This window comes from Rhodococcus sp. UFZ-B548 (assembly GCF_903819475.1).
GTDB classification, from domain to species: domain Bacteria; phylum Actinomycetota; class Actinomycetes; order Mycobacteriales; family Mycobacteriaceae; genus Rhodococcus_F; species Rhodococcus_F erythropolis.
Genome location: NZ_CAIJDS010000053.1, coordinates 26,404 through 45,720 on the forward strand (window position 1 = coordinate 26,404; position 19,317 = coordinate 45,720).

The following is a 19,317-nucleotide window of genomic DNA, read 5'->3' on the forward strand; positions in this document are numbered from 1 at the left end:
CGCCTGGATTCGTTCATAGCGCCGGTAAGGCAGTGAACTGGGCTGTGATGAGTTCACACTTCAAGGTTCGTTCGGTCGGTCCGAAGGCGGGGCTCGGTTAACGCACTCGGTGGATAATGTGCGACCCGGACCAGGGCTGCTCCAACTGTGCGGCGGCTCGACATCATCCGACCGATCTCATCCAGGTAGAGAGCGTGACTCGCCGATTTCGCAACCGAGGTGGTCGCGTTTTCTGGGTTGCGTATGCGTAGAGCGGTCTTGATTCCGGGTTCGCGGAGCACACCTCAGGTCGGGTGAACCCGAAACGGTGATGCTATATTTTGGAATTGTCAACGCTTACCGATTTCGTGTCGGCCATTTCAGCGGTATTGCGTTCCCCCTTGGTTGTTGCGTGTGCGACGTAACCACAGCACCACACGTTGCCATCAGTAGCCGCAGGTGATGACCGAGATCATCCCCACCCAAACACTGTCAACCAGATGACATCCTCTCGAACACACGGGGGCTCGTCAGGGCTGTTTCGCCGGCACACCTTTACACAATGACAAGTTGTCGAACACCTCTCAATTTGCAGCCGAAACGACCCATCACCGTCCGGGACGTCCTTCCGTGCCTAGTCGCCAGGGCAGCAGGTGATCTGTCGAGCCCGCCACAAACCGCCGACGAGCGTCCGAGGTGGGTACGGCAGACCCACCGAGGTAAAGGTGGTTGTGCGGGGGAGCTCGCGGCGCGGTGTTGCTGCCGAGTTCCGCGGTTTCCACGTCGGCAGTGCTGAACAGTTTTCGTCGGCCGCAACATCAGTGTTGCCATGGGCTTTGCTGGCATGGCGGAAGAAGCGCAGGCTGTGGCGGTCAGAACAGTCGCCAGGGCAGTCATGGCGGGCTCGTACCCACTGATGGCATCGGAGTGGGGAGCGTGAGTTCACTAGGCTACGCAGTGCTTAACCGGCGTCAACTCCGGTTGCGGGATTGACGGGCGAGTGGCGTGTGCTTGGATTCGCCTCTCGTTAGCTTCGCTAACGTGATGGCCTAAAATCAGAGACGACATCGGTTGTGGGGTGCCGATAGGTGTTTGATGTCCTCGACCACAACATCTGCCCTCCAGTGCCGAAATTTCACCAGCGAGATGGAAGGTCAGCACACCAACCTCATAGTAGGGGTGCCGCATACTCCGCCACCTTGAAGTATCTAGGCCAGCAAGGCTGGACATACTTCGAACTTGCGCGGCGCACGTCTACCGCACGAAGGTCGTCCGTAGGTTCTCGAAGTACGTGTTCTTGAATTTTGGAGGCGACGAACCTCAGGCAGAGACGAAAAATGGAAATTTCCAATCCCGCCTGAAGGTTGGGAGTGACTGGAGGCATCCGGAACGGTAAGGTCTAGTCACGAACCCGAATCTGAACTACAGAAATCAGGGTGACGAATTTTTCTGGCTCACATGAAGGTTGAGGCGACACCATCATAAAGCACGTCTTTTTTGATTTCTTCGGCACTCTGGTCGATTACGACCCTAGCCCGGTAGGGGCAACTGTTAATGCGCCGTTCGAATATATCTCTCGTGCAGGGATGGAGTGCAGTGAAGAGCGTGTGGATGAATTATGGCTGTCAGCGTGGCGCGAACTCGAAGTGATATCGGAATTAGACGGGTCAGAATTCTCCATGTCTGACGTGGTTCGCCTGTTCCATAAGGGCCTAAGCTGCGCTGACGTCACTGAAGACTCCCAAAGAGACTTGATTGCTGCTTATCTGGAGGCTTGGACTAGTTCCATTTCGCCCGTGGCTGGCTTGGAAGCTTGCTTGCGGGAAATCGGAGAATCTCATGTTTTATCCGTCGTCTCGAATACTCACGATTCGGATCTGGTTCCGAGTCTGATCGAAAAATTCAAAATCGAGGATTACTTTGAATCCGTGACCACCTCGATTGATGTGGGTTGGAGAAAACCGCACCCAGAGATATTCAGGATTTCCCTTGAAGCGGTGAACGCCCGTGCGGAGGAGACACTTTTTGTCGGTGATGCTTGGATTCCGGATGTCGTCGGGCCTCAATCTGTAGGCATGGGGACTATCTACATAGGATCACCCCCGGTTAATTCGAGATTTGTTTCGTTGTCCGTTTCGGAATTCGCCGAACTACCTGGGCTCATACATAGCATATCTAGGTAGTATCTGGATAGTAATGGAGGTATGGATTAAACAGTGCGACTGGGTCTGTGGGAGTAAGCTCGCCCAGCGAATCTATATTCAGGGCTCGAAGTATTTGCCTATTTTCGTCTGGCATGTCACTCTGGCCTACTTCATATGACACGAACCGGTTTTACGTCAACGAGATTCGGGTGCGACGGATACCGATTGAGCTGCTGATTTATTCACGTTCCAAATTCTTGAGACGGGCTGTCAGATTGGAAAGGGCAGTGCGCGGCGCATCCCTAATTTTCCGCATTTGTACTTTCATAATGTCGGGTTTATATTCTTTCGGTGCGGTTGAGTCGTCCGCTGTGTTTGTGAAACTTTGAGTTGGACGCCCCGCGATTCACAGGTGCATAGTGATCATGCGGGCCGTGTCTTGTCCGCGCGAACGATCCCAGCGCGGATCGCGATCGCACCTGCCTCGCCTCGATTGGTGACACCGAGTTTCCGCAATACGCTGGTGACATGGAACTTCACGGTGCTTTCTGCGACACCGAGCTCGGCGGCTATGGGCTTGTTTCGCATTCCAGCCGCGAGATGGGTAAGAACCTCTAGTTCGCGAGGATTTAGCTCCGCTAGCGGGCTTTCATGGGGTCTCACTACTGGCGGATCCAATGGGATCGTGAGTGTGATACGGCTTCCCCATCCAGCAACCGAGTCGATATCGATTTGCCCGTGCAAGGTTTGCAGGCGCCCGGACAGTTGCCGGGCAAGCATGCTGCGGTCGATCGCACCGGGACCCTGGTCGCGGACTTCTATGAGCACATTGTCCCCATCGCAGTCCCACGCGATTCGCATCCGAGATAGTACTGGTTGCTCCCCGAAGGTGAGCACGATCGCACGAACCATCGCCCGCGCGGCGTGCGCGATCTCGCCTGGCAGTGGCCGCCCGTCTGCGGGCGGTTCCACGTAGTCGACCTTGACATTCCGGTGCCGCAATAAGGGGCGCAACTCGCCTTGTAGGCGGGCAAACGCGGTTGTGACGGCTTCTTCGGAAAACGCCCGATCTACCGTGCCGGCGGTCCGAAGTGCGATTAGTGCGGAAGATGCCGTCTCACTGGCAGTGAGACGTGAGCGACGGTCATCGAGATCATGGGAACGCAGAGTTCCGAGGAGAGACGACAGCGTCGCTGCGTGAAGTTCCGTGAGTTCAGCGATGGTACGGGCTCGTTCAACCGACGCCGCTCGCGATTCGGCCAAGTAGTCAGGGCTGGCCTGGGCTACCTGTTGTTGGATCGATGTTGCGACGATCCCGAATGCGGCGGCGATTGCGTCGGGGTCGGGCACATCGAGTTGGGTCTGTTTGGGCAGGATCACCAGGAGCGTATCGGTGATATCGCGAACCGCCCATACTTGACGACGAACACCCCCGAAAGTGTGAAGACCACTGGCCATTTCGCCGGCGGCAATCGTCAGTTTCAACGCGGCTAGCTCGTCAACGGTTACCCGGTCGACAACGTCACAATTGCCGGCCACTTTGCGGGGACGTCCAGTGCACTCACGGGTATAGATCACCAGTGCCTCATGGGGCCAGATCTCCGCGATCAGTTTCGAGAAGCGGAACGCGATTTCCGGGAGTGGGCCAGAAATGACCGTTCGCATGCCACCCCAGGGGTGCATGTGCGGTTGATGCGTTGGGATCCCTTGATAGCTGACCACCATGCAATGCTACGGCTTTTGGTGACGGGGGGAACTATCCGAACAGGTAGAAGGAACTCGCCGACAGGCGGGGTGCTACGACAGGCTCGGATGGGGACGATTGCCCTTGGAAGAAATCCCGCAGTAACTGAGGAGGACCATGACAGCCATCGTTGAACAAACTCCGGTCAAGTTCAGCGTCGGCCGCCAGATCGTGCTTGAGGAGAACCACCGACTTCTTAACGCCGTATCGGCGGAGGCGTGGGACCGTGCTGGCGTGCTGATCACCTCGTCTCTCGCGATTTTCGTTATCGGCAGCGGGCGCAGTGGTCTAGCCGTCCAGATGGCCGCGATGCGACTGATGCATCTAGGGCTGCGTGTCCATGTCGCCGGTGAAGTAACCGCACCGGCGATCGCTGAAGGCGACTTATTGATTGCGGTGTCAGGATCGGGAGGGACAGGAATCGTGGTCTCTGCCGCCGATACCGCCAAAGAGGTAGGGGCTTCGGTCCTCGCCATCACGACTGCACCGGAATCTTTGCTGTCACACCGTGCGGATGAGGTTTTGGTCCTACCGGCGGCAGACAAACAGGACCACAGTGCCGCGGTCACTCTTCAGTATGCGGGCAGTCTATTCGAGCAGTCTGTGCTCCTGGCCTTCGATGCTCTGTTCTTCTCACTGTGGAGCAGCGCGGATCAGACCGCGGAACGGCTCTGGCAGCGTCACGCCAACATCGGCTGACCGGCCTACGCCAAGCACACCAGTATTTTCCGTCACAACACACCCAAATCAGGAGAATAGTTCATGACAAAGTTGCAGGTTGCTGTAGATTTGCTCACCACTGCAGATGCGCTGGCGCTCACCCACAAGGTGGCCCCTTATGTCGACATCATCGAGCTCGGAACCCCTCTGATCAAGAGTGAAGGGCTCAGCGTCATCAGCGCCGTCAAGGCGGCACACCCGGACAAGGAAGTCTTTGCCGACCTCAAAACTGCCGACGCTGGATTCCTCGAGGCGGACATTGCATTTTCCGCAGGCGCGGATCTAGTAACGGTGCTCGGTGCCGCTGGAGATGCCACCATTAAGGGTGCTGTCGAGGCCGGGAAGAAGCACGGCAAGAAGGTTGTGGCCGACCTGATCGGTGTGGAAAATCGCGTCGAGCGCGCTCGCCAGATCGCAAAGCTCGGCGTCGCTTTCGTCGAGATTCACGCCGGTCTCGACGAACAAGCTCAGCCCGGCTACTCCATCCAGACCCTTCTCGATGACGGCAAGATTGCCGGTGTGGCCTTCTCCATCGCGGGTGGAGTTAAGCTCGATACAATTGCAGCCGTGCGCGATTCAGGCGCGGAGGTCGCTGTTGCCGGCGGTGCGATATACAGCGCTGAAGACCCGGCCGCTGCGGCCAAGGCACTCAAGGATGCGTTGAGCTGACAGCTCTATTTGACCACGGTGGTGGCCCTGAACTTTCTATCTACGGTTCTGGGCCACCACCGTTCTTGGTGTTGTTACGACCTCATAGGGAGACGCAGCGGCGTTCGTTTACACAGTAGGTGTGCACGCCCCCCGCGGGAAGACCCAAAACACAAACCGAACTGGACGCGGAACGAGGAGGCGTTCGGTACGAAAAGAACGGTGGAATAATGGAACTGGGATTTGTCGGTCTCGGAAGAATGGGCTTGAACATGCGAGACAGGCTGCGTGAGCATGGTCATGATGCCCTCGGATATGACCCTAACCCCGCTGTCAGCGATGTGAGCACCCTGCGCGAACTGGTGGCGTCCCTGACAACACCGAGAAGCGTGTGGCTGATGGTTCCTGCGGGGGAAGCGACCCGAGATGTCGTCCGCGACCTGTCCGAGCTTCTGGAACCGGGAGATCTTGTTGTCGATGGTGGCAATTCGCGTTTCTCCGACGACAGCATCAATTCCGATATTCTCGCCGAACATGGAATCCGCTACGTCGATTGCGGAGTCTCCGGGGGCATCTGGGGACGAGTCAACGGATACGCGCTGATGGCTGGCGGCGACCCCACCGATATCGCACATCTGATGCCGATCTTCGATGCCCTGCGCCCTGGAGGGGATCGTGGCGACTCCTTCGTCCACGCCGGCCCAACCGGAGCCGGGCACTACGCCAAGATGGTCCACAACGGCATCGAATACGGACTAATGCAGGCTTACGCCGAAGGGTACGAACTACTCGCTGCCGAAGATCGGATCGCCGACGCGGGTGCCGTCATGCAGGCTTGGCGCAGCGGAACGGTCGTACGATCGTGGTTGCTCGACCTCCTTGTCGATGCGCTGGCAGCGGATCCGGGGCTCACATCTATCAGCGGATTTACTGAAGACTCCGGCGAGGGCCGTTGGACGGTCGAAGAAGCCATCACCCACCGCGTTCCGGTGCCGGTTATCTCCGCTGCCCTCTTTGCTCGCTTCGCCTCCAGACAGATCGACTCGCCAACCATGAAGGCAGTTTCTGCGCTGCGTCAGCAGTTCGGAGGGCATGCTGTCCAGCCCGCCGAGGTACCGGGCGTAGAACTATGACAGGCGCTACTCAGCCGGACATCACCACCTCCGAAACGTGGAGGCGGCTCGGTGTTCGCCATGCGAAGACGGTGGATACGGATCTGCGAGCGCTGTTCGCAGCGGACCCCAGTAGGGGACAGAATTTTGCTGTGCAAGCCGGGTGTCTGTACATCGATTACAGTAAGCACCTGATCGATCGCTCCACCCTCGCACTACTTGTTGATCTTGCGCGGGTCGTCGGCGTTGAAGTACGACGAGACGCCATGATGCGTGGGGAACATATCAATACATCCGAAGACCGAGCAGTACTGCACACGGCCCTGCGGTTGCCGCGAAGCGCGTCCCTGATTGTGGACGGGCAGCAAGTGGTCGCGGATGTCCATCGGGTTCTCGATCGGATGGCAGCTTTCACTGATGATGTCCGCACCGGAAAGTGGCTAGGCGCGACCGGCGAACGAATCAAAACTGTCGTAAACATCGGCATCGGTGGTTCGGACCTTGGACCACAGATGGTTACCCGAGCGTTGCGCGCCTATATCGATCCTGCGTTCGCTGTACGTTTCGTCTCCAACGTCGACCCTGCTGACTTGACCGCCACGCTCGTCGAGCTCGATCCCGCCAGTACTCTATTCATCGTTGCGTCGAAAACGTTTTCCACACTTGAGACACTTACCAATGCGACTGCAGCACGTCGCTGGGTAACAGACCACTTGGGTGAATCAGCGGTCGCTAGGCATTTCGTCGCAGTCTCTACCAATGCCGAACGGGTAGCTGCCTTTGGTATTGACACCGCCAATATGTTCGAGTTTTGGGACTGGGTTGGCGGCCGCTACTCTGTGGGGTCAGCGATCGGGCTCTCGGTCATGGTTGCGATTGGCGTAGAAAATTTCCACGACTTACTCAGCGGTATGTACACGATCGACCGACATTTCGCGACAGCCCCGCTTGAAGCCAATGCACCGGTATTACTTGGACTGTTAGGGTTTTGGTATTCGAACTTTTATGGCACAGAAACTCGCGCGGTACTGCCGTATTCGAATGACCTCGCTCGTTTCCCGTCCTACCTTCAACAACTCGCTATGGAGTCAAACGGCAAATCAGTGACGGTGACTGGCGACCCGGTGCACACCCGGACTGGGTCGATCTTTTGGGGTGAACCGGGTACCAACGGGCAACACGCTTTCTACCAATTGCTGCACCAGGGTACCCATCTGATTCCTACGGACTTCATCGGGTTCGCCGAACCTACACATGATCTACCTACCATCGACGGCACCGGTAGTGTGCATGACATCCTTATGAGCAATCTGTTCGCACAGTCGAAAGTGCTCGCGTTCGGCAAAACCGTGGACGAGATCGAAGCGGAAGGCTCAACCCCGAGCCTCGCCCGTCACAAAATGATGCCAGGCAACCGGCCGTCAACTACTATCCTGGCCCCGAAACTAACACCCGAGTCTCTCGGTCAACTCATTGCTCTGTATGAGCACCAAGTTTTTGTTGAAGGCGTACTCTGCGGTATCGACTCGTTCGATCAGTGGGGTGTTGAACTCGGCAAAGTGCAAGCACTCGAGCTTGAACCCGCCCTCTCTAGCAATTCACCCTTGACGAACCTCGATAGCTCGACGCGTGCTCTCGTGCAGCGCTACCGGCAGATTTCACGAGGCAGCGTCTGAAAATTGTGGCTGCCCGAAGGAGGCGACCTATGCAGGCTCAGGCGGTGATCCGTTAACCTCGATCTAGTATAAGGGACTCAATATTTGCATTCGGATATGAAGAAAGACCCATGTTTCGCTTAGTCCTTCTCCGAAGTCATATTCAATCTGCTTCTGCCAAAATTAATCTTCCGGATCAGATCGGTGATAGCAATGGTTTGACTCTGGGTTGATACGGACGTGATCAGCCGAGGGGGTGTGCGGCAGGCTGACGGGCGCAGACCCCGTGGTCTTGGAGAGAGAAACACGAGGACGAGCGATGGAAAATTAGGTGATTGGGAAGCCGGTCAGTCACGAACGAGTCTAGTCGACCGAACACAGTCTTAAGCGCTGAATATGGTCTTACCTTGTATGCGCAATCCCTTTCAACAGCATGAGGATACCGTATAGCGAAACGAGTCCGTCGGTTAGCGGTTCATGCGGCGTTGACAAACTCGTTGCACAAATCCCGCCCCGATATCCACAGGTGTTTCATGGCCGGCTTCGGTCATCTCGTTGGCCAAGTTGAGCCCACTGCATCTTGTGGGTTGCGGTGCCGAGTCGATTGCGTCGATACGGCCGGGGGTGTGGCGAGAGCGGCAATTAAGCGGGACACGGTTGCGTCGGATACACGGTACGACTATGGCAGTTGCACTCAAACTGTATGGCCCGATCATGTTGGCGGTGTGTGCAGAACTCTGTTGGTGGTAGTTTTATTGATTGCCTACGACCGCGCGGTCGGTGGCGTATCTGGGGTGTTAGGGTAACTGGATGTAGATATAAGCACGTGGTTTTCTACGTTACTGAAATTATTCACCCGCAGATGTCTGAATTCAACCAGGTTAAGCTCCAATTATCGTTGCGCCATGGATTTACCGCGAGTTCTTGCGTAAGTCCTTGGAATAATATTCCATCTCGTTTTTAACTGGAAGCTATGGGCGCCACGCTCGCCCAGATCTTGAGAGGACAGCATCCGCAGAAGCAGGACCAGTACTGCCTGACTCGTACAAGTCGGGTCGACTGGTAGACGTGGCCCAGTGGGTGATGACGGGGTCCACGACAGCCCATGAGGCTTCAATCTCCTCCTGTGTCGGAAAAAGCGACGCATCACCACGGAGAACGTCTAGGATGAGTCGCTCGTATGCCTCCGGTGATGCCCGCTGAAATGACTCTGCGTATGACATATTTAGATCGACGTTTTGGATTTCCATTCCGCTGCCCGGCACTTTTGCGCCGATCCGTAGTGATATGCCAGCGTCGGGCTGCACACGCACAACGAGGGTGTTCTGGGGCGGAGCATTATCCCCGGTGCCATGTAGTCGATGTGTGGCGCGGAAGGTCACTGCGATTTCGGTGTATTGCCTGCCCAGCCGTTTGCCGGCTCGTATGAAGAAAGGCACGCCCGCCCATCGGCGATTGGCAATTTGCACGGTCAGCGCTGCGAAAGTTTCGGTAGTGGAGCTTCCATCAAATCCATCTTCTTCAGCCAAGCCAGGAAAGTAGGTGCCGTTGCGGGTGGTCGCGGTGTACTGGCCACGGGATGTCGTTTCAGAGAACGGCCCTATTGCATGCGCAGCGGAGAGTACTTTGACCTTCTCGGTGGACATTTGCTCGGCCGAAAGCGTCACTGGCTCTTCCATAGCGATCAGTGCCAAGATCTGCAATAGGTGGTTCTGGATGACGTCCCGAGTTGCTCCTACTCCATCGTAGTAGCCAGCACGGCCCGTAACACCGATCTCTTCGGCCATTGTTATTTGAACATGGTCGATGTGGTGATGGTTCCATAGCGGTTCGAAGAGACCATTGGCAAACCGTAGGGCAAGAATGTTTTGCACGGTTTCCTTGCCGAGGTAGTGATCGACGCGGTACACCGACTCGGGCCCGAACACCGAACTAACGGTATCGCCGAGCGCTCGTGAGGTCGAAAGATCATTACCGAATGGCTTTTCGACGACCACTCGTCTCCAACCAGTATCGTCGCGATGTAAACCCACGGCCTTGAGTTGCATGCAGACTTGAGCGAAATGGTCCGGTGAGATCGACATGTAAAACGCAAAGTTGCTTCCGCCAGGGTCAGCTGTGCATGCGAGTTCGTCGCGTAGCGTCTCGAAGGAGGACAGATCATCGAATGTGCCACGTACATACCGAAATCGCTCAGCGATTTGGTTCCACACGGACTCCTGGAAGCCGTCGCCAGCGCCGGCTTCCATTGCCTTTCGGATGATCCCGAGAACTTGTACAGGCTCTTGTCGACCGAAACCTAGAAGTGAAAATGTTGGAGGAAGTAGGCCTCGCTCAAATAGCTGATAGACCGCTGGCAGTAGTTTCTTCCGCGCCAAGTCGCCTGTGATCCCGAAGATCACTAGAGTCGAGGGCGCCAACGGAATGCGGCTTGCTACTGTGGGCCTGAGCTTTACAGGTACGGTCTTGGAGTCGTCGATGGTGTTGATCAGCGACGGCTGGGTCGGTGCAGTCACGCTCACGAGGTGGTCTCCCGATTCGAAACAAAGTAACTTCGTCTAATCGCACCTCAGCCGGTAGGCAGGTACAGTTTCCCAGTGTCGCCCGTCGCTGCGGTCTACACACCAGTCCAAATGGGGGATTGCTACTGGTCGGATGGGTAGTGATCGGTATTACTGCCGTGGTTTACCCGCGAAAACTACGACGATTCGGCAGAGGCGGGAACCGGTGTAGTCCAGGCTGGGCAGGGTAGCGTCCGTTGTCGTGACACGGAGCGCCAGACCGACTGGGTGGGAATTTGAATGCGTCTGCGAACCTGAAATGGTGGGCACCCGAGATCCTGCGACTACGACTGTTGCTATAGACCCGGTGCTGTCACTAGGCACAGTTGAATGTGGTGTTGTCCGATTGCCAACAGTGAGCCCTCCACTTCCTGATCCGAACCGTGTTACTAACTACTGTCGAGGCACCACAGACGACCCGGCGGTACCGGAACTCGATCACTTTCGCTCTTCGAATAGTGTTGCCTGGCTATCGAATTGGTATTGACCACGAGATATCGCGAGTTGCATCAGTGAATTGGGTTCCGAACACGTGTGGTGGTTCTTACGGTAGTCAGCAACTCTCCGAGGGTGACCACTATTGGACAGGGTGATTCCTGCCTGCTTACACCGAGCCTGGTTCCGGTTCGACGCGATTGTAATTGACTTGCGACCGAACAGACTCTCCTCGGGGCAAGGCCAGGGCGCTGTGTCCCTACATGTCCCTACATCCCACCAAGATTGCAGCATGAGGGTGGGTGTTTCAGGTTGCGACTGGGGCGAGGACGATATCGAAACGCGTTCTTGCCCAGGTACGATAACCGAGAGCGCGACCGTCAGGGGTAGGTGTTCCTGCGGACTGTTGTGCGAACTGCTTTATGAGCGAACTCTTTACACCGAAGACACTGTCACCGATGACGAGTTGAGGGTCCCCTTCGACGAATATATGGGTAACGAGAGTTCGGAGTTCGGGCGCTGTAACCATGAAATGGAGATGTGCAGCCCGGACGGGTGAGCGACCGACCGCCTCAAGCATCCTGCCGACCGGACCATCATGAGGGATCGGATATGGGACCGGGGTAAGCCCCCAGAATCGGTAAGATCCGTTCTCGTCGGTGAACAGGTGAGCGCGGCCGGCCATTCGTCCATCGCCATACTGAACGTCGTAGAAGCCGTCTTCGTCGCATTCCCAGACTTCGATCCGTGCGCCGGGGATCGCGTTGCCGTCGGTGTCGGTCACGGTGCCTTCGATCCAGCAAGGCTGTCCCGCTGCGCCACCCGCGATGTCTCCCCCGAGTGGGATTTGAGGTGCGTCGTCGACGAAGAACGGGCCGAAGACCGTTGCTTCTGTTGCTGCTCTGTAGGCACGGTTGTTGACGGCAATGGTCTGCATAGAGGCGCCAAGGACATCAGACAGTAGGACGAATTCCTGACGCTTATCGTCGGTAATTTGTCCTACCGCGGTCAGGAACTCGATAGCAGTGGTCCATTCTTGTTCGGTGAGGCGCACGTCCCGGATGAAAGCATGCAGGTGCCGGGTCAGTGCTTGCATCACCTCTCTAAGTCGTGGGTCGACAGCCTTCTCGAAGGACATGACGACCGTGGCGACCAGGTCGTCTTCAAGAACGCGTTGCTCAGCTCCAACGTCGGGAGTTTTGGTCATGATGGTTCGGTTCCTTCCAAGGCAGCTCGCAGTAATGCGCTGATGTTTTCTGTGGTTGCAGCGGTGGGGTTACTCGGCGGTACAGCGAGCAGGACCGCGGCAGTAGCATCGGGCAGATCGGCCTCACTAAACCCGTAATCACGCAGTGCCAACGGAGCATCGAGGGTCTTGCGCAGCGACTGGAGTCCTGACAGGGCGGTTGCAGATCCGAAGGCAGCTTTCAGCTGGTCAGCAGCGGCCGGAGCGTTCGGTGCATTGAATGCGAGTACGTACGGGAGCACCACTGAATGCATCTGTGCGTGCGGAAGGTCGTAGCGCCCACCCAAAACGTGGCAGATCTTGTGGTGCAACCCCGATCCGGCTGACGCGAAGGCCACAGCGGCAAGGTATGCGCCGTACAGCGTTTGTTCGCGGCCACTAATACCGGTCGGGTCTTGCGCGATCAGCGGCAAGCCGGCGGCTAGTGCTCGCACCCCTTGCACCGCGAGCGCAGTGTTTATCGGATCCGCTTTCGGAGCCCACAGTGAGTCGACGCAGTGCGCCAACGCGTTGAGCCCGGAGGCTATGGCGATGTCTCGCGGCAGCCCGAAAGTAAGCTCTGCGTCGTAAATTACAGCCCGCGGGAGTACTCGTGCGTCCCTCCCCGTCGATTTGTGTACACCTGAGGTCAGCCCCCATACATCCGTGGCTTCGCTTCCTGCATACGTCGTCGGCACCGCCAGTATCGGTAGTCCAGTAGTCAGCGCTACAGCTTTGGCCAGGCCTGTGGCGGAGCCGCCCCCAATCGAGACCACAGCGTCAACATGATTCTCGGCTGCTGCTACACGCGCGCGATTCGCTACTTCGACCGGCACATGCATAACCACCTCGTCGTGCCACAGCGCAATGGGAAGCCCCTCCGTGATGGTTCGGGCCAGCGCTGATCCCCGTTGTCCGGCGATCACCATCAGACGTGTTGCCCCGAGGCGCTCGACTTCTACAGCCAGCGAGGATGAGGCATCCCGGGGAGCAAACACGACCCGCTGGGGAAGGGTTTCGTGAATGAACCGCATTACACACCCCTTTCTGGTAACTCGGTGCGCCTATCTAGGTGCGTTGACGTGCGATCATTCGGCAGACTCATCACGCCACTACCCGAGGCGTCGCCCCACACGAGGCCCCTCCGGACAGATTTCACGTCATCGGAGGGGGTCTCGGATTGGCCATTGTCGAACATGGGCATCGGACTCCATTCCCCTAGCTGAACCCACTGTCAAGGTCTTCTAGCCTGAGTATTCGGTAAAGGGAATGGAATCCGGTACGCGTGATCCCAAGGTTGGCGGAAATGAGTACGCGCAATTACGTGCGCGGCTCACATCACCGGCGTCGGCGCCGAATCTGCGCTTGAAGGCTTGCGAGAAGTACGCAGTCGAGCCAAACCCGCAGTGCACGGCTACATCGGCCGTACGGATTCGGGTACCAGCGGACGCGGAGAGCACACTGTATGCCAGGTCCAGTCGCCGGGCGAGGATATACCGAGGGACGCTGGTGCGAGAGTCAGCGAAAACGCGCGACAATGTCCGTTCACTGATGCCAGTTGCGGTGGCGATCGTGACAGCGCCAAGATCTGGATCGGTGAGATGGTCTTCGATGAACACCTTGGCAGCCGCTCGATGCGCTACGGCGAGCGGTGTCCGTTCGCCTGTTACGAGGGCAGCGGCGAGCTCAAGAATGGACGCCTCATCGGCGGGTACTGGTTCCCTCGGACGAACCGCTTGTCCGACCATGCGTACCAGGGCACGTGCATAGGGGTGAGAAGTGCTATGACTGTTGACGACAACGGAATCCGACGATGCCGCGATCCCAGCTGTCGCCTCGAAGACAGGCCTCGGTACCTTCACCACGAGCTCCTCCAGGCCGTGCCCAAAAACCCGTGTGAATGGTTGGTCTGCGTCGCAGACGAGGAGGTGTCCGGGATGGAGACGACGTCTGTGGCCAGCACGCTCGAAGATCGCCTCGCCGCGAAGCGCGGTGTAAATCATGACCGAATCGGAAGGATACGACTCTGCCATGGCCGCGGACCGTTCGACTGCATGCCGACTGCCGCGAACGAGCGCGAGGTGCAGTGCACCGAGTTGGAGGTTCGACTCAAGTGCGGTGAACGGTTGGTCGGTGGGGGCGTCATGGTGCTGCGCAATGAGGGCTTCAGCATTGTGGCGCTCCCACAGTTGCACCTGGAGATCAGGTGCGAAATGTGCTGTCGTGAATACTCGAAGTGGGGGCGGTCTGCCGATTTGGCGTTCCACTTCTCACCTCCCTTCTCCCAAAACGCAAGCCAATTCTGCGCCAGATCGGTTGCCTTGGTCAGGCGCTAGGGGATTTGGCGGTCATATGAGGCAGCGCTGGCCACTTCACGTTGAAGCTGCATTCACTCACCATCTGCCTAGCTCGTCGAGCTGCATCGATATTCCCTAGTCGGTTCGGGATCAGACAGTCACAGGATTGTCTGCGATGCTCAGCTGTGCCAGGTCATCCGATGACGCCCTGCCCGTAGCCTCGTGTGGCTAATGTCCGGCGACAGAGTAAATCGCCGAGACCAGCGGGTACGCTTGACCAAGCCCTAGTGGCATCGGCAGTTTCTTTAGCAGCAACTGCTTGGGGTGTGGTGTGGAAATCCTTGGTGACCAGGATGTCGCGATACAGGTACTGACACTCCAGCTTCACTTTCTTTGCGAGTGGCGACTCGACCGGAAAGCCAGACGTGTATCGAGCCTCGGAGCCGCGGAAGCGTTTCTAGAGAATCGCACTACGAGATGCTCGTCGCGCTGGGCTCGGCGTGACCCAGTGGATACGGGGGGGATATCGGGAGCCGTGTCACCACACTGCAGTTTACCAAGGACGGATGAAGGTTCATCGCGCGGTATAACCCCCCACGCGTGACTGCTCTGAAACCCTGCGTTCAGCGCATTGGTCGAACTGATTGCGTACGGGAGAAATGGACACGGACGCTTGGTTCAGTGAGCGATCAGCCTTCCAGCCGGCACCCAAGACTGTCTGCCATATTCGTTTCACCGATAGCTCCCATCAGTGTTATCTGTTGGTGTATGTGCCTTACATCACCGTACGGTTGTCAGAACCGGGTCCCGAGATGTCGTCTCTCCGGAAATTAATCGAATCGAATTACAGTCGCAGTGTCGCACCTGTAACCACGCGCGGTAGGTCAGTGAATCCGCGGGTCCACCGCCGTTGAGCTAGGAAACCAACCTTCCGGTCGGTGACCGATCGTGGCGAGCAGAGTATGCATTTGCACGGATCAGGAGTAGCCATGGAGTTGTCTCTTCACGCAGGTCGCTGCGAAGGGTACGGATTATGCGAAGAGCTCGCTCCCCGAGTTTATCGCCTACCGGATGACGACGACGTCGAGATCCTGCAACCGCAGGTACCCAGTGAACTTGAAGCCGAGGCCGCAGCGGGAGCTCGAGTCTGCCCTGTGGCCGCCATTCTGGTCAGTCGATGAATTCAACTGGCGTTGTTGTAGTCGGAGCATCCGCAGCCGGAGTCGCGGCTGCCGAGGCTGCCCGGCGCGCGGGTTTTGAAGGCCCAATTACGATCATTGGGGCCGAGGCCCACCCGCCCTATACCCGGCCGGCGTTGTCGAAAGCGTTGCTCTGTGGGGACGAACCCGCCGAGTCGGTTCACCTCCCCATGCCGGACCAGGGTATCGAATTTGTTTCAGGACGTGCGGCAATAGGTCTAGACATTGAACGCAATCGGGTGATGTTGTCAGGGGGAGACACACTTGAGTACTCAGGTCTAGTACTTGCCAGTGGCGCTCGGGCCCGTCGGCTACGGCCTGATGGCGAATCAGGCGAGATGGTGCTGAGATCCCTCGACGACGCTGTCAAACTGCGGCAGGCGATCCGAGGCGCGAAATCCGCAATTGTCATCGGCGGCGGCTTCGTCGGAGCAGAAGTTGCTTCGGCGTGTGTCGAGGCGGGAGTCCGAACAACTGTGGTCAGCCGGTACGCCGGGCTCGTTCCGAATTTGGGGCCGGATCTTTCTGACATGGTTACGCGTGCCGCGCTCGAAGCAGGCGTCACTTTCGTGCAGGCGCCGTCGCAGTTCCAGCTCACTGGTTCAGACCGTGTGACTGGCCTCGTCATGCCGGACGGCTCACAATTGGAAGCCGATGTCGTGGTAACAGCTATCGGGTGTAGGGCGAATATCGAATGGCTTTCGGACAGCGGCCTCCCGCTGGCGGAAGGCGTGGTGGTCGATGAATACTGTCGTGCTGCAGCCAATATCGTTGCTGCAGGCGACGTCGCTCGCGTGCGTGGTCCATTCGCTTTGGCACCGCGAACGCCGTTCTGGACAGCGGCCCTTGATCAGGCCCGGATCGCCGGTGAATCTCTGATTCTCTCGGACTCGGCAACTCCATATATTCCGGCGCCGTTCTTCTGGACCGAAGCATTCGGACTGTCAATCACGATATCCGGAGCGATACCGGCGACCGGGTCGCGTGAAACTCTCGCTGGCGACTTTTCATCTGGCGCAGGTCTTTTCCGGTGGAGGAGCGACGAGGGGGCGACTGTTGCCGCAGTCAATCACCGAATTGCCGTTCGTAAGCTTCGCGCGTTGGCTAAAGAAGGCAACTGATCTGATCGAACGGGCCCGAGTATTTCAATATGTCTGTAACGAAAGGTTCTACCATGACTACTGGCACAACTGAAAATTCACTGATTCCGAACAGTGATATAGACATCTTCACCGACGAAGCGCTGGCCAACCCTTATCCGCTCTACCGCGAACTTCGCGACATTGCTCCCCTCGTCTACCTCCCTAAGTACGAGATGTACGCACTGACGCGGTATGAGCAGGTCAGGGGGGCCCTCGATGACTGGGAAACATTTTCCTCAGCGAAGGGAGTTGGACTCAATCCTGCGATTAATGGCGCTATGGCGGGGACCATCATCAATTCGGATCCTCCGGAACATACCCAACTAAGGAATGTGCTGAAGGAGAGACTAGCTCCCCGCGCTCTCGCTGCTCTTCGTCCTGAAATTCAAGCGAAAGCGGACAAGCACATCGAGGGGTTGCTTGCTCGTGGTGAATTCGACGCGGTAGCAGATCTCGCTCGTACCTTTCCGATCTCAATTGTTTTGACAATGCTGGGTTTTCCAGAAGAAGGGCGCGACCAGTTATTGCATTGGGGCACCGCCAGTTTCGATGCGATGGGCCCCGCCAACGCTCGCTCCGAAAAAGCCCTGCCGATCGCTGGGGAAATGTTCAACTGGCTCGCTGAAGTGTGCACAGCCGACCGCATGCTCCCCGGCGGTTTGGCAACGACGATCCACGAGGCTGCGGCCAGAGGAGATATACCGCAAGAGGCGGTCGTTCCGCTCATGGCGGGTTACTCCATACCTGCCCTGGATACTACGATCAGTGCTATCGGGAGTGCCGTTTGGTTGTTGGCCCAGAATCCTGATCAGTGGGATCTCGTTAGGTCAGATCGCAGCCTGATCCCGAATGTGTTCAATGAGGTACTCCGAATCGAGTCGCCCGCGCAGATGTTTGCACGAGTAACTACTAAGCCGTATGCCGTTGACGGACTGGAGCTTCCGCCAGGCTCGCGCGTCTTGTTGTTGTTCGCTTCGGCAAACCGCGACGAACGAAAGTATCCAAACCCAGACAGCTTTGACGTGAAACGTGATGCGAGTGACCATGTCGCCTTCGGGTACGGAATGCACGGGTGTCCCGGTCAAGGATTGGCCAAGCTCGAGGGGCATGCAGTCCTCGATGCCTTGGCGCGCAACGTGAAACGATTCGAGCTACATGGTGAGACTGAACGCGACCTCAACAATATGACCCGCACACTGTCCGCGCTCCCCGTCACGATTAGCTAGGTGCATTCTTACCACCCGGCAGAGGCTCTTGGTAAGGGTTGACTTGTGATCTATAAATCTGCCGGCTGGGCCTGAATTTAGGGTTCTTTTCGTGGTGACTGCGAATGAAGGTGTGGCTGGCAGGCGTATGAGTAACCATGAACTGCGGCCGTAGCACCATTGTGTGGCGACTCTGAGCATCGTTACGGGCCGGTTCGTCTAGCGCTTCCGCCCAAACTGTCGCACGCCGTAAAATAAGATAACGGTCTACCTAGGAGATTTTCGGATGGGTTCCACACTCCAGCTCGTCACAGAGCTGTACCAGGCCTACAACAGCCATCGACCCGATCAGGTAGCTGATCTGTATGCGCCGATCTGTCGACATCGTGATATTGCGGTCGGAGCAGACCATGATTCTCCGGAGAAGATAGCAGTGGGACTTGCTGGTTTGTTCGAGGCACTACCCGATGTTCAATGGAGATACGACGAGGTCCTCATTGACGGAAATCGCGCTGCAGTGGCTTACGAACTCGTTGGCCATCTGCATGGACGTCTTGGTTCGTACCGCCCGGTCGGTCAAAGCCTGCAGTTATCTGGTGTTCAGATCCTAGAAGTGAAAGACGGAGCCATCACGTCGAGTGTCGATTATTGGGACGGTGGAGCTTTGCATCGTCAACTCAGCGTGACTGCCGACTGAAGGACTATTGGTCGACACGCGGAAACAGCGATGGATGCAACCGCATCTACCAGGATGTTGCCTAGCCGAATTCAAGCCAGAGGGTTACCTGTCGGCTGAGGTGGCCACTACGCCTCGTGAGATTCGGTCTATAGATGGTCGACTGCCAGAGCTGATACTGGTCGGCTATATGGCAGAGGCTAGATGATTATTTGGCCGTGGCGCGAGCGGAGAGCCCGTAACAGTAATGGTGGAACGTTTGGTGTTGTCTATCGATATCGCGCCGGTGGGTATCGTTGGAGGTCGGTCAATGTTCGTTGGTTCAGTCGTGCATTATCTTCCGGGTGTTGAGCACAAAACCGAAATCATTGCGAGGCCATTTTATCGGTCCTTGAATACGATTTCCAGTATGGCTACTGCTGTAGTTCTAGGAGATGGCGCTGAACACAAGCTGTGTGGGCGTACGCGCGATATAATCCCCACGTGCAATATGGCGGTAATTGGATGAGACATTTTGTGATTGCGCGCTTTCCGTGAATCTGAGGAAGTAGCAGGAGTCGCGGTCGTAGCATGGC

At 57.2% G+C, this 19,317-nt stretch carries 14 protein-coding genes; 9 read left to right on the top strand and 5 right to left on the bottom strand.

Annotated elements, in window-relative coordinates; all coding sequences use genetic code 11:
- The first annotated feature begins 1,460 nt into the window (after positions 1-1,460).
- Entirely contained in the window at positions 1,461-2,162 is a 702-nt protein-coding gene (locus tag H7C86_RS30430; protein ID WP_259349338.1) for an HAD family hydrolase, read from the top strand.
- Positions 2,163-2,546: 384 nt separating this feature from the next.
- Here the strand turns inward: H7C86_RS30430 and H7C86_RS30435 are convergent, their stop codons facing one another.
- Positions 2,547-3,788: a LuxR C-terminal-related transcriptional regulator gene (locus H7C86_RS30435; protein ID WP_182262825.1), complete on the bottom strand. Its 1,242-nt coding sequence runs from the start codon at positions 3,786-3,788 to the stop codon at positions 2,547-2,549.
- Positions 3,789-3,984: 196 nt separating this feature from the next.
- Here H7C86_RS30435 and hxlB point away from each other — a divergent pair, with 196 nt between their 5' ends.
- From hxlB to pgi, 4 genes are all read left to right on the top strand, one after another.
- A complete protein-coding gene (hxlB, locus tag H7C86_RS30440) occupies positions 3,985-4,566 on the top strand; it encodes a 6-phospho-3-hexuloisomerase (protein ID WP_182262826.1) in 582 nt (193 codons plus the stop codon).
- A gap of 63 nt (positions 4,567-4,629) precedes the next feature.
- A complete protein-coding gene (hxlA, locus tag H7C86_RS30445) occupies positions 4,630-5,256 on the top strand; it encodes a 3-hexulose-6-phosphate synthase (protein ID WP_182262827.1) in 627 nt (208 codons plus the stop codon).
- Between the two features lie 209 nt (positions 5,257-5,465).
- Positions 5,466-6,368, top strand: coding sequence for a phosphogluconate dehydrogenase (NAD(+)-dependent, decarboxylating) (gene gnd / locus H7C86_RS30450; protein ID WP_182262828.1), 903 nt, complete (start codon positions 5,466-5,468; stop codon positions 6,366-6,368).
- Complete coding sequence (gene pgi / locus H7C86_RS30455) at positions 6,365-8,023, top strand: glucose-6-phosphate isomerase (protein ID WP_182262829.1); 1,659 nt, start codon at positions 6,365-6,367, stop codon at positions 8,021-8,023. Before gnd ends, pgi begins: the two co-directional genes overlap by 4 nt.
- A 950-nt stretch (positions 8,024-8,973) precedes the next feature.
- On the opposite strand, the gene zwf is transcribed toward pgi, so the two are convergent.
- From zwf to H7C86_RS30475, 4 genes are all read right to left on the bottom strand, one after another.
- Positions 8,974-10,494, bottom strand: coding sequence for a glucose-6-phosphate dehydrogenase (gene zwf, locus H7C86_RS30460; protein ID WP_182262847.1), 1,521 nt, complete (start codon positions 10,492-10,494; stop codon positions 8,974-8,976).
- Between the two features lie 811 nt (positions 10,495-11,305).
- Positions 11,306-12,205 (bottom strand): dioxygenase, encoded by a 900-nt coding sequence (locus tag H7C86_RS30465; protein ID WP_182262830.1) that lies wholly within the window; start codon positions 12,203-12,205, stop codon positions 11,306-11,308.
- Positions 12,202-13,257, bottom strand: coding sequence for a maleylacetate reductase (locus H7C86_RS30470; protein ID WP_182262831.1), 1,056 nt, complete (start codon positions 13,255-13,257; stop codon positions 12,202-12,204). The genes H7C86_RS30465 and H7C86_RS30470 overlap by 4 nt, the downstream gene beginning before the upstream one ends.
- Before the next feature lie 210 nt (positions 13,258-13,467).
- Positions 13,468-14,490 carry a helix-turn-helix domain-containing protein gene (locus H7C86_RS30475; protein WP_220463483.1) on the bottom strand — a complete coding sequence of 341 codons (1,023 nt, stop codon included), beginning with the start codon at positions 14,488-14,490 and terminating at the stop codon, positions 13,468-13,470.
- Between the two features lie 1,019 nt (positions 14,491-15,509).
- Between H7C86_RS30475 and H7C86_RS30480 the strand changes: the two genes are divergently transcribed.
- From H7C86_RS30480 to H7C86_RS30495, 4 genes are all read left to right on the top strand, one after another.
- Entirely contained in the window at positions 15,510-15,701 is a 192-nt protein-coding gene (locus tag H7C86_RS30480; protein WP_182262832.1) for a ferredoxin, read from the top strand.
- Complete coding sequence (locus H7C86_RS30485) at positions 15,698-16,840, top strand: NAD(P)/FAD-dependent oxidoreductase (protein ID WP_182262833.1); 1,143 nt, start codon at positions 15,698-15,700, stop codon at positions 16,838-16,840. The genes H7C86_RS30480 and H7C86_RS30485 overlap by 4 nt, the downstream gene beginning before the upstream one ends.
- A gap of 53 nt (positions 16,841-16,893) precedes the next feature.
- Positions 16,894-18,087 (top strand): cytochrome P450, encoded by a 1,194-nt coding sequence (locus tag H7C86_RS30490; RefSeq protein WP_182262834.1) that lies wholly within the window; start codon positions 16,894-16,896, stop codon positions 18,085-18,087.
- A gap of 265 nt (positions 18,088-18,352) precedes the next feature.
- Complete coding sequence (locus H7C86_RS30495; RefSeq protein ID WP_182262835.1) at positions 18,353-18,763, top strand: nuclear transport factor 2 family protein; 411 nt, start codon at positions 18,353-18,355, stop codon at positions 18,761-18,763.
- The last annotated feature ends 554 nt before the right edge of the window (positions 18,764-19,317 follow it).

Coding starts and splice junctions, on each gene's coding strand:
- H7C86_RS30435 (WP_182262825.1), bottom strand. CDS start 3,788: ATGCGAACGGTCATTTCTGGCCCACTCCCGGAAATCGCGTTCCGCTTC.
- hxlB (WP_182262826.1), top strand. CDS start 3,985: ATGACAGCCATCGTTGAACAAACTCCGGTCAAGTTCAGCGTCGGCCGC.
- hxlA (WP_182262827.1), top strand. CDS start 4,630: ATGACAAAGTTGCAGGTTGCTGTAGATTTGCTCACCACTGCAGATGCG.
- gnd (WP_182262828.1), top strand. CDS start 5,466: ATGGAACTGGGATTTGTCGGTCTCGGAAGAATGGGCTTGAACATGCGA.
- pgi (WP_182262829.1), top strand. CDS start 6,365: ATGACAGGCGCTACTCAGCCGGACATCACCACCTCCGAAACGTGGAGG.
- H7C86_RS30465 (WP_182262830.1), bottom strand. CDS start 12,205: ATGACCAAAACTCCCGACGTTGGAGCTGAGCAACGCGTTCTTGAAGAC.
- H7C86_RS30470 (WP_182262831.1), bottom strand. CDS start 13,257: ATGCGGTTCATTCACGAAACCCTTCCCCAGCGGGTCGTGTTTGCTCCC.
- H7C86_RS30480 (WP_182262832.1), top strand. CDS start 15,510: ATGGAGTTGTCTCTTCACGCAGGTCGCTGCGAAGGGTACGGATTATGC.
- H7C86_RS30485 (WP_182262833.1), top strand. CDS start 15,698: ATGAATTCAACTGGCGTTGTTGTAGTCGGAGCATCCGCAGCCGGAGTC.
- H7C86_RS30490 (WP_182262834.1), top strand. CDS start 16,894: ATGACTACTGGCACAACTGAAAATTCACTGATTCCGAACAGTGATATA.
- H7C86_RS30495 (WP_182262835.1), top strand. CDS start 18,353: ATGGGTTCCACACTCCAGCTCGTCACAGAGCTGTACCAGGCCTACAAC.